Below are 13,390 nucleotides of genomic sequence, written 5' to 3'. Positions count from 1 at the left end.
TAATAACTCCACAAAAATACTTTAATTTAACGAAATATTTGTTGAAAAGTCTTCGAGAATATTACATCAATGCTTATGAAAATTCCTATTTTTGCAATCGTATGAAAAGATGGTACCTTTATCCTTTTTCCCTTGGTTATCATTTGGTAACGGGTATCCGGAACACAATGTATGATCTGGGAGTTTTTAAGTCGACGAAATTCAAAACACCGATAATCAATGTCGGGAATCTTTCTGTGGGCGGAAGCGGAAAGTCACCAATGGTGATGTATCTTGCTCAGTTCCTGTCCAAACATTACAGAACCGGAGTGCTTTCACGGGGTTACGGAAGGCTTACAAAAGGCTATGAAGTAACCAATTACGACAGCAACTACAAAATGGTGGGTGATGAAGCGATGCAGCTTTTTGAACGTTTTAAAAACCGTTTTGTCATTGCCGTTTCCGAAGAACGTGTTCCCGGTGCCAAAAAGGTGATCGATGATATGGACCTTGAAGTTCTTGTACTTGATGATGCAATGCAGCACAGAGCCATCAAGGCCGGATTCAATATTCTGATGACCGATTTCAGTGATCCTTTTTTCAAGGATTATCTTCTTCCTGCTGGGGATCTGAGAGAATCAAGAGCCGGATATAAAAGGGCCGACATTATTATGGTCAGCAAATGTCCTGACGAACTGACAGAGGAAACAAAAAGGTATTATATTTCAAGAATACGGCCTTCTTACGGACAGAAAGTATTCTTTTCATCCATCGGTTATGACGAAAATGTATACGGAAAAGATAAAATGCTTCCGGATAACAACCTGAATTATTATGATATTTTGCTGATCACCGGAATTGCGAATCCTAAACCGCTTCTGGAACATCTGGCAAAATTCTCAAAAAGGGTAAAACATTTAAAATTCAGAGATCATCATAATTTCACGGATGATGATATTAAAAAAATCCTTGCCGAGTATAAAAAATTAGGAGAATATAAACTGATATTAACCACAGAGAAAGACTATGTGCGTCTGAAAACTTTTGACTATCTTAGAGAAATTGTTTACTACTGGCCTATCAATGTACTGATTGATAAGAAAGAAGAATTCAATCAAATCATCTTAGATTATGTTAGAAAAAATTAAAGAAACTGCAGATTTCATTAAAAATATCATTCAGGGAACCCCTGATTTTGCAGTGGTTTTAGGATCCGGACTGGGGAAATTACAAAATGAAGTAGAACAGATCCATGTTTTAGAGTACAAAGACATTCCGCATTTTCCACAAACTACAGTGGCCGGACATACCGGAAAACTGATTTATGGACTTCTGGAAGGGAAAAAAGTACTGATGATGAGCGGACGTTTCCATTATTATGAAGGACATTCGATGGAAACCGTAACATTCCCGGTGAGAGTTTTCAATCTGCTGGGTATTCAAAATCTTATTCTTTCCAATGCCTGTGGCGGTGTAAACCCGGCTTACAGCGTTGCAGATATTGTCATCCTGAAAGATCATATCAACATGATGCCCGAACATCCTTTACGGGGAAAAAATATCGATGAGCTCGGACCTCGTTTTGTAGATATGAGCGAACCTTACAACAAAAAAATGATTGCCACAGCGGAACAGGCAGCTGCCGATCATCATATTAAAATTCATCAGGGAGTTTATGTAGCACTACAAGGACCAACTTTTGAAACCCCGGCCGAATATGGAATGATCAAAGCCATTGGTGGCGATATGGTAGGAATGAGCACCGTTCCCGAAGTTATAGTTGCCAGACATATGGGAATGGATGTTTTCTGTATTTCCGTGATTACAGACCTTGGCGGACCGGATGTCGCTTTTGCCGTTTCCCACGAAGAAGTTTTGAATGCTGCCAATAAAGCAATGCCCAATGTAATTGCCGTTGTCAAAGGCCTGATTAAAAACTATCAGTAAAATAACCTAATACTACAACTGAAGATGTAACATTCCCATCCTCCGGAGGAGTGGCAAAAATTCAAAGAATTTTGACGGGGTGGTTTTCACACTCCCACTCTCCCATCCCATAGAATCCATCAATATTATAAATTTTTCCTAATTCACCAGAAATCAGTTTCAGATTCCAATTCATTGTTTAGATTTGTACCTATGAAATTGTACGAAATGAAAAAGCTGATATTAATTTTTATGATGGGTATTTTTGGAATAAGTTATTCACAAAAAGTACCTGCTGTCCTTAAAACAGGATTTTCAAAAGAAGCTTTACAGCAGAAGCTGGAAGATGAAGAAGGGAAAACCGTTACCATACAACAGATTCTGGATCAGCATAAAGGGAAAGTTTTGGTCATTGATTTTTGGGCAGGATGGTGCAGAGACTGCTTAAATGCGCTGCCAAAAGCGAAGGAATTAGAAGAACATAATAAGAATATTGATTTTGTATTTCTGTCATTAGACCGTTCAAAAGAAGGGTTTGAAAAAAGTATGGAAAGATTTGATATGAAAAACAAAGAAAATTATTGGTTTTCCACAGGCTGGAAAAATGATTTCAATAATTATGTAGATCTTAACTGGATCCCAAGATATATGGTGATTGATCAGAAATCTTCCATTGCAAAATACTATGCAATATCTCCTGAAGATCCTGAACTTCAGCAAACGATCGACAAACTTTTACAATAGTTATCATTAACTTTAACAACATAAAAAACTCATTGGAAATTTTAATTTTCAATGAGTTTTAAAATTTTATTTATATAACACCATGATTACAAGAGAAGCCACAGAACAGGATTTAGAAATCCTTTTAAAATTTGAACAGGGAGTTGTTACTGCCGAAAGACCTTTCAACAGTACATTGATTGAAGGAGAGATTCATTATTATGATTTAAAACATTTAATACAATCTCCGCAAGCAACCGTAATTGTTGCTGAAGAGGATAATGAAATTATTGCTTCAGGATATGCCCTGATCAAAAAAGCAGAGAAAGATTATTATCAGTTTAAAGAATATGCTTATCTGGGCTTTATGTACGTAAAACCTGAGCACAGAGGAAAAGGAATCAATAAAGTGATTACCGATGAACTCGTTTCCTGGTCAAAATCAAGGGGAATAAGCGAGGTAAGACTGGACGTATATGCTCAGAATGAATCTGCCATAAAAGCGTATGAAAAGGCAGGTTTTGAACCTCATCTTCTTACCATGAGACTGAAGGAGTAAAATGCAGGAAGCTGGAAGATTGAAGCTGGAAGTAGTTTATGCGCTAAGAATAGCCTGTGATTTTTTTTAATTAATTTTCAATAAACAGGTCATCAATTTCTATATCGTCCTCATTAACTTCCAGCCTCCCGCTTCACACTTCCATCATATAAAAAATTTACTGTCAATAAATTTATGAAAAGGCAGGTTTTGAACCTCATCTTCTCACCATGAGACTGAAGGAGTAAAATGCAGGAAGCTGGAAGATTGAAGCTGGAAGTAGTTTATGCACTAAGAATAGCCTGTGATTTTTTTTAATTAATTTTCAATAAACAGGTCATCAATTTCTATATCGTCCTCATTAACTTCCAGCCTCCCGCTTCAAACTTCCATCATATAAAAAATTTACCGTCAATAAAGGAATCCATATCTTTGTATATGGATTTTTCTTTGCCTCTTCGTAAAATTATTCATGTGGATATGGATGCATTCTATGCTTCTGTAGAACAGCATGATAATCCTACCTTAAAAGGCAAGCCAATAGCAGTAGGAGGACAGCATCGTGGCGTTGTCGCTGCCGCAAGCTATGAAGCCAGAAAATATGGTGTCCGTTCTGCCATGCCCAGTAAAACAGCCAAAGAAAAATGCCCTCAGCTTATTTTTGTTCCTCCCCGCTTTGCCCGATATAAAGAAATCTCGAAAAAGATCCGGGAAATTTTTTACGAGTATACCGATCTGGTAGAGCCACTGTCTTTGGATGAAGCCTATCTGGATGTCACCGAAAATAAAAAAGGAATGGAATCTGCCAACCTCATCGCCAAAGAAATCCGCCAGAAAATTTTTGAACAGACCGGATTAACAGCTTCTGCAGGAATTTCAGTGAATAAGTTTCTGGCTAAAGTTGCTTCTGACATCAATAAACCTAATGGCCAGAAAACCATTCATCCTGATAAAATGGAACAATTCCTGGAAGAATTGCCCGTAGAAAAATTTTATGGGGTTGGAAAGGTTACGGCTAACAAAATGTTTAGTTTAGGAATTTATAAAGGAAAAGATTTAAAAAAGAGATCACTTGAAGATCTGATAAGGCTTTTTGGAAAATCCGGCCAGCATTATTATAATGTGGTTCGCGGAATTCATACATCCGAAGTGAAACCTCACCGGATTCAGAAAAGTGTAGCCGTAGAAAGAACTTTTTTTGAGGATCTTCTTGACGAGCAGCAAATCAATGAAAAGCTGGAGAGCCTGGCTGAAGAAATTCATCAGAGACTACAGAAAAATAATATTCTCGGAAGAACTTTAACATTAAAAATAAAATATAAAGATTTCTCTCTTTTTACAAGAAGTATTACGAAAGAAGATTATTTCTCGTCACCGGAACAATACTACAACACCGGAAAAAAACTCTGGGAGCTTCGCCCTTTTGATAAAGCTGTCCGGCTGCTCGGATTGTCTCTTTCCCACCTGAATACGGAAGAAAAGAAACAGGTTTCTGTTCAACTAAAAATCCCGTTTGAGGAATTTGAAAATGAATAGGTCATATTTTTTTGCTATCTTGTATCAATCAAATCAGCAAATTTATGAACCCAACCATGATTCAGTTTTTTCACTGGTATTCTGAAGGAGACGGAAAGTTGTGGAAAGAAGCCGAAAAACAGGCAAAATATCTGGCAAAACTTGGAATTACTTCTGTATGGTTCCCTCCAGCCTATAAAGGAACAAACGGCGGCTACTCGATTGGTTATGATGCCTATGATCTGTATGATCTCGGAGAATTTGACCAGAAGGGAACTATTCCTACCAAATACGGCACTAAAAACGATTATATAAAAGCTATCAAAGCCTTAAAGAAACAAAATATACAAGTCATTGTAGATATTGTTCTGGGACATAAAGCCGGAGGTGATGAGCTGGAAAAATTTAAAGTCGTAAAAGTAGATGAGGAAAACAGGGAAAAAGTGATTTCCGATGTCATCGAAATAGAATCTTATACGAAATTTACCTTTCCCGGAAGAGGAAAAAAATATTCTGACTTTGAATGGAACTTCACCTGCTTCAGCGGTGTGGATTATGCCGAGGGTATGGACTCTCATATCTTTAAAATCCAATCCGAATATGGAAATGACTGGGAGGAAATGATTGATGATGAAAAAGGAAATTATGATTACCTGATGTATAATGACATTGAGCACCGGAATCCTTTTGTACGGGAAGAACTCAACAATTGGGCAAAGTGGTATTTTGACCAGACAGATTTTGACGGCGTGAGGCTGGATGCTTTAAAGCACATTTCATTTGATTTCTACAAAGAATGGCTCACTCTGCTCCGCTCCAATTCCGGGAAAAACATTTTTGCTGTAGGTGAATATTGGGCTCCCGGATATCTTCATTTGCTTCAAAAGTATATTGAAGTGACGGAAGGCTGCATGAGTCTTTTTGACAGCTCTCTGCAGAATAATTTTCATAATGCTTCAAAGGAAGGCGGCTCCTATGACCTGCGTAAAATTTTTGATGAAACTCTTACCCAGGCAGATCCGATGCATTCTGTAAGCCTGGTAGCCAATCATGATACCCAGCCGCTGCAGGATCTTGAGGCTCCGGTAGATTCGTGGTTCAAGCCTCTTGCCTATGCTTTGATATTATTAAGAAAAGATGGCTATCCATGTGTATTTTATCCTGATTTGTATGGTGCCCATTATATCGATAAAGACTCGGGTGGTCATGACCAGGAGATATTCATGCCGAAAGTAGATGGTATTGAAGAATTATTAAAAGCAAGAAAAGATCATGCATATGGTGATCAGCATGATTATTTTGAGGATGCCAACTGTCTCGGCTGGGTTCGTACAGGAGATGAAAAACATAGTGGATGTGCAGTCGTTTTAAGTAATAAAGATGCTTACAATAAGCCTATGGAAGTAGGAAAACTTTATGCCGGAAAGAAGTTTAAAGACCTGCTGAAAAGATTCGAAGAAAAAGTAATTATTGATGAAAACGGATGGGGAAATTTCCCTGTTCCCGCAGGAAATGTGAGTGTTTGGATTCCTGAGTGAAATTAATTTAACCAGAAACCCTTGTCAAGGTTGAGAACCTTGACAAGGGTCTTTAAGATTTAGCAGTAAATATATCTGCAATTCCAAACATCTATAGCCCATTCACAACAATACCCTTCTTCGTTGGAAGTACAGCATACTCTGTCTCTGTTGATATCTCCGGCTTTTAAACTCTTTAATTCCTGACGGTTCAATTTTCTTACTTTGAAGTCTCTGTTCGTTTTCATAATTATTATTTTTTATGGTTTAGATAATAAATATACATTAAAAATTATAATTATGAATAAACATTCAACACTAACTACTTAATTTAAAACATAATTCATAAAAAAAACAAACATTGAAAACACGATAACCACCCCGTCAAAAATTCTTTGAATTTTCGCCACCCCTCCGGAGGAGGGGAATTTACGTCTTCAATTGAATATCGGTTAAGTTGAGAGGTCCTGGTAAGTTGATGTATGGTTACATCTTTTGAAGTTCCAGGATTTCCGGTCTTTCTGAGGTATCAGCAATTTTTCCGGTTCTGGCAAATTCTGCCCAAAGTGCCCGTAATTTTACCCCATTCTCATAAATACGGCTCCAGGGAATATCTTTCAGCAGTTCGGAAGATTTCCAGGCTGCTTCGTTACCAAAAATTAAAGGAAGGTCAATACAGTGCGGTGCCCCGATATGATTATCTTTTAGCTTTGAATGAATTCTAAACAGGTAAACATTTCCACCTGCATTTGCCAGATTTTCCGCAAACTGTCTTGCCGGATTTCCGTAGATAAGCGCAGTCGTTTTTTCAACTGTTTTATCCATGAGTTTTAAACCCAACCCTTTTCCGAAATATTTATTTAAAGCCTCTGAAGTTTTAAGATAAAAAGCAGTTTCATCATTATTTAAGCCAATCAGAACATCATATTTCTGAGCATTTTTTTTCCACATTTCTACCGATTCCTCTTCCGCGCACAAAGGAAAATATCCGTATTGAGTGCCAAAAGGCATCGCTGCTTTCAAACCATATTTTATTACAGAGGGTACCAATACTTTATATTCATCCATCATTTTTAAAACATCGGTTTCATCTTTCAATATTTCTGTTTTTTTCAGAAATTCCGCCGACATTTTCTGTCTTTTATGACGTAATCCCAGGGGAGCACTTTGAATAATCACACGCTGGAATAAGCCTTCCACACCTTCCGAAATCATTAAATGAGCAATAGCATCGCCTCCTGAAGACTGTCCGAGTAGGGTAATATTATTTTCATCGCCTCCCAGATCAGCTATATTGTTTTTAATCCACTTTAGTGCTTCGATGATATCCAACAGTCCTAAATTGGCAGGTCTTTTTTCATCTCCCCCTAAAAAACCGAACAATCCTAAACGATATGAAACGGTAACTACAATCAGATGCTGTTCTTTTACCCATTCGGCTGGATCGGCTGTAGCCAGATCTCCACAACCTATTTCATGGGAGCCTCCATGGATCCAGACAACAACAGGGAGTTTTTCATTTTCAGATATAATTTGCGGCCGGGTTATGGAAAGATACTGGGTAGATTCATCTGCTTCAAAACTTTCAACAGGTGTCGCTCCGATCATTTTTTCCACAAGCGGACTTAAAGCCTGCGGGCAGACCGGAGTTTTTTCCGGAGAAATAATAATTGAAGATAATGAGGCTCCTACGGCGACTGGTTTTTTAAATCTTTCAGAATGTGCATAACGGATACTTCTGGCTCTGATAATTCCATTTTCTTTTAAGGCTAAAATTTTTCCGAAACGAGTCTCGAAAATAGTGGTATTCTGCTGATTGGGTGTCATCTTTACAAATGTGAAAACTTTTCTCTTTAAATTTAATTATTTAAACACAAATTTCACAAATGAGTACACAAATATTCACAAACCATTATTGTGTTATTTGTGAAAAAAATTAGTGTTATTCGTGTTGAAAAACTAGTTCAGGGTTTTATATTCGCTGGGTGAAATTCCTACTTTGGTTTTGAACAGCCTTGTAAAATGCTGTGGATATTTAAATCCTAAATCATAAGAAATTTCACTGATTGTTTTTGCCTGATCCAGAATCTGTTCTTTGGCAATATCAATTAACTTATTGTGGATAAATTCCTGTGCGGAAATTCCCAGTTCTTTTTTGATCAGATCTCCAAAATAATTGGCAGACAGATTCAGTTTTTCTGCAAAATAATTGACCATTGGAAAACCTATATTTTTGGGATTTTCAGATTTTAAATAATCGTCCACCAGATTTTCAAATTTACCTATGACACCCTGATTGATATGATCTCTTGTAATGAATTGCCGGTCGTAAAAACGCATGCAGTAGTTCAGAAAGAGTTCAATATTATTAACAATTAAAGATTTACTATGCTTATCAATAGCCTGTTCCAGCTCCAGTTTAATATTTTTAAAGCAATCCAGCACCACTTCTCTTTCTTTTTCTGAAAGATGAAGCGCTTCATGCACATCATAAGAGAAGAAGGAATAGTCTTTCATATTCTTCCCTAAGTTGGTTCCTTTAATTAAATCCGGATGAAAGATAAGGGCAAAACCTGCAGGCTGGATAAACCTGTCATTATTATAAATTCCATATGTCTGTCCGGGAGCAATAAAAACTAAAGTTCCTTCCTGATAATCATAGCTGTGTTTCCCATACTGCATATCTCCGCACATTACATCTTTCAGAAAAACGGTATAAAACCCGAATTTTCTTTGGTGCTGGCAGATAGGATCGGATTTGGAAAAATCAATAATACTCACCAGCGGATGCAGGGTTTCATGATTGGCCATTTTATTGTATTCCGAAACACTGTTGTAGATTTCAACCTCCTGATTTTCCATGAAGTATATTTTTATTACTATTCAAAATTACCACTTTCATTTGTAACTGAAATAGTGCCTGTAAAATTGGTAAGTAATTCGGTAATCTGTATAAGTTTTGTTTACAGGAAAGTTTCGACTTTTGTACCGTTATAGAAACTTTTAATACGAATATTCCTCAAAAAAGGAAAAGCTTTTCCGGATTAGTTCTCTTAAGGAACAGTATAAGTTCATATTGAATATTAAATTTTTAACCCTAAATAAACTAAATATAAAAATGAGTACAATCACAGTAAAAGCTTATGGTGCAGAGTCTACCACAGCAGATCTGAAAGAAATGAATATTGAAAGAAGAGAAGTCACCTCAAAAGATGTAGAGATTGAAATCCTATACTGCGGGGTATGCCACTCTGACCTTCATACAGCCAGAAATGACTGGGGCGGATCTTTATATCCTGTAGTTCCGGGACATGAAATTGTAGGAAGAATTATCAAAGTAGGAAGTGAGGTTTCCAAATTTAAAGCGGGAGATCTGGCGGCAGTAGGATGCATGGTGGATTCATGCGGACATTGCGACAGTTGTCAGCACGATCTGGAGCAATATTGCCAGAATGGATTTACAGGGACTTATAACGGAAAAGATAAGCACCTTGGAGGTCATACTTTTGGAGGATATTCTCAAAAAGTAGTTGTTGATGAACATTTTGTTTTAAGTGTCCCTGAAAATTTAGATCTGGCAGCAGTAGCACCCCTTCTGTGCGCAGGAATTACCACATGGTCACCGTTAAGACACTGGAATGCAGGTCCGGGTTCAAAAGTAGCCGTTGTAGGATTAGGCGGTTTAGGACATATGGCTATTAAATTAGCAAAAGGATTAGGAGCGGAAGTTACTTTATTCTCAAGAACTCCGGGAAAAACGGATGATGCGAAACAGCTTGGAGCAGATCACGTAGTAATCTCTACGGATGATTCTCAAATGGATGCTGTAAAAGGTAAATTTGACCTTATCATTGATACGGTACCTTACGAACACGATATCAATCCTTATATGCAGACTCTTTCTCTGAACGGAACTCTGGTTCTCGTAGGATTCGTAGGTGAATTCCAGGAAACGCAGGTAAGTACAAGACCTATGATCTTCCAACGTCGTTCTGTAGCAGGATCTTTAATCGGAGGTATTGCAGAAACCCAGGAACTGTTAGATTTCTGCGGAAAGCATAATATTGTATCTGATATTGAACTGATTAAAATGCAGGATATCAACAACGCATATGAAAGAATGCTTAAAAGCGACGTAAAATACCGTTTCGTCATTGATATGCAGTCTTTGTAATTATTCTATAAAATATTAACAGAAACAGGCGCTTCGTATTGAAGAGCCTGTTTTTATTTTTTCAGGTTTTGGCTGAAAGCATTCTGATCCTGATTCGTTATATATCTGTTTCCTTCAGCACATTTATTATCATTTCTTTCCATATCCTGAAAAGCCCAGGCTGCCATGGCATCAATAACAGGAGCCAGTTCATTACCTGCTTCGCTCAGTTTATAGGTAACATGTGGTGGTATTACCGGTTTGGCTGTCCTGATAATCAATCCGTCTGTTTCCAGCTGCTTCAGATGTTGGATAAGCATTTTTTCCGTTACTGCCGGAATTGCTTTTTTTAATTCGCTGTATCTCTTTTCTCCTGTGGAAAGATTAAACAGGATAATGGGTTTCCAAAATCCTCCGATTCTTTCCATAACATACATTACAGGACAATCCTGTACCGTCTTTCTGTTTTCCTGGATAGTTGAACTTTCTTTGATGGCTGTCATAGTTACATACTTTAGGGTAAGTACTTGTATAAAAGTAAGTACAAATATAACTTTGTTCTCAGAAATAAAAAAATATTCACATATGAAAATTGTAATCACAGGATCACTAGGAAATGTAGCTAAGCCATTAGCCCAAAAGTTAATTGCAGAAGGGCACGATATTATAGTAGTAAGCAGCAGCGAGGCAAGAAAACAGGATATTGAATCTATGGGAGCAGCGCCAGCCATAGGATCTATCACAGACGTTAACTTTTTAACTCAGGCTTTTGAAGGGGCTGATGCTGTTTTTGTAATGACCCCTCCGGCTATCAGTCCGGGTAATATTGTGGAAAACACAACCAATGTAGGAAAAAACTATGCTGAAGCATTAAAAAATGCCCATGTGAAAAGAGCAGTAATGCTAAGCAGCGTAGGAGCAGAATCTCCGGTAGAAAACGGCCCTATCGCCGGTCTTCACAATATTGAAAAAATATATAATGAAGCAGAGAACACCTCTTTTACTTTTTTAAGAGCCGGATACTTTTATAATAACTTTTTCAATGATATTCCTTTGATTCAAAATGCAGGAATCATTGGAGCAAATTATCCTGCAAGTATTGAAGTACCAGTTGTACATCCAACTGATATTGCGAAAGCTGCTGCCGAAGAACTGGTAAAGGACGGAAATACCAATACTATCAGATATATTGTAAGCGATATAAGAAAAGCATCTGATTTTGCTAAAGTTTTGGGTTCTGCTGTTAATAAGCCGGAACTTCCATGGGTAGAGTTCTCTGATGAAGATTCTTTAAACGGAATGCTGCAGGCAGGATTACCTGAAGATATGGCTAATTTGTACGTTGAAATGGGAAGAGGCATAAGAACCGGTGTTGTACAGAAGGACTATATTGATCACGGTTCTCCTGTTACAGGAAGTGTTAAATTGGAAGATTTTGCAAAGGAGTTTGCTTCTCAATTTTAATTTCTTTTGTCTTGAAACAAAAGAAACAAATGTTGAAGACTGGAATTAAAATGCTAAAAATAATTTTTGTTCTCTAAAAATTCTAAACTCGCGCGGATTCACTATTAATTTAGTATCGAATTTAATTCCCGCGCTTCAAACAGTAGAATTTTCTTAACGTTCACAAAACTTATTTTTTTAACGCTTTTAATTCCTAAGTCAATTTATAAAACAAGATTCGGCGCACCTTTGGTGCGCCGAATCTTGTTTTTTTACTATTATATTTTAATCCTTAAGAATTATTTCTTCTCTTTCAGGGCTTCTTTTAAAACTTTCAGTTTCCCGTCAATAGGCTGATCAATTTTTAATCCTAAAACCTCAGCTACCAATGGATAAACATTGATGTTCGCAAATTCGCTGATCACCATATTGTTTTTAAATTCCGGTCCCCAGGCAAAGAAAACCGCTTTCATTTCCGGTACCACTTTAGGGTTATAGCCGTGTTTTCCAACAGATGTTTTCTTACCTTTCTCCAGAAATATTTTTGGGGCTTTAGGAATCAGAAGAATCTGTCCTATTCTGTTGTACTGGTCGTCTCTTGTGGCAAAGTGAAGGTATCTGGGAAGTTTTTTATCAAGATATACTTTGTAATCATCCGTTTTATTAGCCTTCAGTTCTTTGTAAACTGCTTTTACCTCATCCGGATTTTTAACATAAATTCTCAACAAAGTCTGGGAATTATAAAAATCAAATCTGTTTTTATCAAAAAGAAGAGCAGGAATTTCCAAAGGTGTACCGCCGTCTACTTTAATCATCCCGTGATCGGAAACAAAAACAAAGTTGACATTTTTTAATCCTAAGCCATTTACTTTCTGAACAAGATCACCAATAGCCTGATCTATGAGATGAACAGCTGTTTCCGTTTCTTTGGTATCAGGACCAAAATGATGCCCGCTTCCATCTACTTCCGGGAAGTACAATGAAATAAAATGAGGTCTTTTATCTTCCGGTAATTTCAGCCAGTTGACTACTTTTTCTACTTTTTCTGAAGGGGTAAATTTTTCGTGATAAGGATAATAATAAGTAGGTCGCATTCCTCCTGCATCGCTGGCAGATCCTACCCACATTAAAGAGGCTGACACCATTCCCTGTTTTTCAGCAAGCCCCCAAAGCGGAATTCCTCCATACCAGCTCCCGTCCTCAGCATTTTTCTTATTGCTCATCGCATATCCTTCTTTTCTCTTATAATCATAGAAAAAATTATCAATCAGGCCATGATGGGAAGGATAAAGCCCGGTGATAAGACTCCAGTGGTTGGGGAAAGTAATGCTTGGATAGCTTGGAATCATTGCTTCAGCCTTTACACCGCCATTAGCAAGTTTTAAAAGATTTTCAGCATTATATTTCTGAGCATAATCATAACGGAAACCATCCGTTGATATCATGATCACATAAGGTTTCGACTGTGCTTCAGTACTGTTTTGTCTTCCTGGTATCACAACCTGGGCAGTATCAATATTGGCCTGCTGGGCAAAAGCCGTAAAGGAAATAAGCAGCAGTAAAAAATGGATTCCTCGCTTCATTATTTTAAAATTT

Annotated in this window: 13 protein-coding genes; 8 read left to right on the top strand and 5 right to left on the bottom strand. The window is 37.4% G+C overall.

The genetic code is table 11. The annotated features are described in order from the left end of the window. The first annotated feature begins 101 nt into the window (after window positions 1–101). From lpxK to LIV57_RS14585, 6 genes are all read left to right on the top strand, one after another. Entirely contained in the window at window positions 102–1,127 is a 1,026-nt protein-coding gene (gene lpxK, locus LIV57_RS14610; protein ID WP_110008196.1) for a tetraacyldisaccharide 4'-kinase, read from the top strand. Further along, complete coding sequence (locus LIV57_RS14605) at window positions 1,111–1,926, top strand: purine-nucleoside phosphorylase (RefSeq protein ID WP_227943205.1); 816 nt, start codon at window positions 1,111–1,113, stop codon at window positions 1,924–1,926. Before lpxK ends, LIV57_RS14605 begins: the two co-directional genes overlap by 17 nt. 207 nt (window positions 1,927–2,133) lie before the next feature. Next, on the top strand, window positions 2,134–2,649 hold the full coding sequence (locus LIV57_RS14600; RefSeq protein WP_227943204.1) for a TlpA family protein disulfide reductase: 516 nt from the start codon (window positions 2,134–2,136) through the stop codon (window positions 2,647–2,649). A gap of 82 nt (window positions 2,650–2,731) precedes the next feature. Then, entirely contained in the window at window positions 2,732–3,187 is a 456-nt protein-coding gene (locus tag LIV57_RS14595; RefSeq protein WP_227943203.1) for a GNAT family N-acetyltransferase, read from the top strand. A gap of 417 nt (window positions 3,188–3,604) precedes the next feature. Then, complete coding sequence (gene dinB / locus LIV57_RS14590; protein WP_227943201.1) at window positions 3,605–4,702, top strand: DNA polymerase IV; 1,098 nt, start codon at window positions 3,605–3,607, stop codon at window positions 4,700–4,702. 44 nt (window positions 4,703–4,746) lie between these two features. Next, window positions 4,747–6,219 carry an alpha-amylase gene (locus tag LIV57_RS14585; RefSeq protein ID WP_227943199.1) on the top strand — a complete coding sequence of 491 codons (1,473 nt, stop codon included), beginning with the start codon at window positions 4,747–4,749 and terminating at the stop codon, window positions 6,217–6,219. Between the two features lie 59 nt (window positions 6,220–6,278). On the opposite strand, the gene LIV57_RS14580 is transcribed toward LIV57_RS14585, so the two are convergent. From LIV57_RS14580 to LIV57_RS14570, 3 genes are all read right to left on the bottom strand, one after another. Beyond that, entirely contained in the window at window positions 6,279–6,446 is a 168-nt protein-coding gene (locus LIV57_RS14580; protein WP_171006304.1) for a hypothetical protein, read from the bottom strand. A 238-nt stretch (window positions 6,447–6,684) separates the two neighbouring features. Beyond that, window positions 6,685–8,025 (bottom strand): carboxylesterase family protein, encoded by a 1,341-nt coding sequence (locus tag LIV57_RS14575; RefSeq protein ID WP_227943197.1) that lies wholly within the window; start codon window positions 8,023–8,025, stop codon window positions 6,685–6,687. Window positions 8,026–8,157: 132 nt separating this feature from the next. Next, window positions 8,158–9,060 (bottom strand): helix-turn-helix domain-containing protein, encoded by a 903-nt coding sequence (locus LIV57_RS14570; protein ID WP_227943194.1) that lies wholly within the window; start codon window positions 9,058–9,060, stop codon window positions 8,158–8,160. Between the two features lie 256 nt (window positions 9,061–9,316). On the opposite strand from LIV57_RS14570, the gene LIV57_RS14565 reads away from it, so the two are divergent. Further along, window positions 9,317–10,372 carry an NAD(P)-dependent alcohol dehydrogenase gene (locus LIV57_RS14565; protein WP_227943193.1) on the top strand — a complete coding sequence of 352 codons (1,056 nt, stop codon included), beginning with the start codon at window positions 9,317–9,319 and terminating at the stop codon, window positions 10,370–10,372. Between the two features lie 53 nt (window positions 10,373–10,425). Here the strand turns inward: LIV57_RS14565 and LIV57_RS14560 are convergent, their stop codons facing one another. Further along, the gene (locus LIV57_RS14560) at window positions 10,426–10,854 is read right to left on the bottom strand and encodes a winged helix-turn-helix transcriptional regulator (protein ID WP_227943191.1); all 429 of its coding nucleotides are present in this window, start codon (window positions 10,852–10,854) and stop codon (window positions 10,426–10,428) included. 82 nt (window positions 10,855–10,936) lie between these two features. Here LIV57_RS14560 and LIV57_RS14555 point away from each other — a divergent pair, with 82 nt between their 5' ends. Continuing rightward, complete coding sequence (locus LIV57_RS14555; RefSeq protein WP_227943189.1) at window positions 10,937–11,815, top strand: NAD(P)H-binding protein; 879 nt, start codon at window positions 10,937–10,939, stop codon at window positions 11,813–11,815. 278 nt (window positions 11,816–12,093) lie between these two features. Here the strand turns inward: LIV57_RS14555 and LIV57_RS14550 are convergent, their stop codons facing one another. Beyond that, complete coding sequence (locus LIV57_RS14550) at window positions 12,094–13,377, bottom strand: ectonucleotide pyrophosphatase/phosphodiesterase (RefSeq protein ID WP_227943187.1); 1,284 nt, start codon at window positions 13,375–13,377, stop codon at window positions 12,094–12,096. Window positions 13,378–13,390: the final 13 nt, after the last annotated feature.

The organism is Chryseobacterium sp. X308 (assembly GCF_020733145.1).
GTDB classification, from domain to species: Bacteria; Bacteroidota; Bacteroidia; order Flavobacteriales; family Weeksellaceae; genus Chryseobacterium; species Chryseobacterium cupriresistens.
This window is presented reverse-complemented; position numbering and strand designations above follow the sequence as displayed.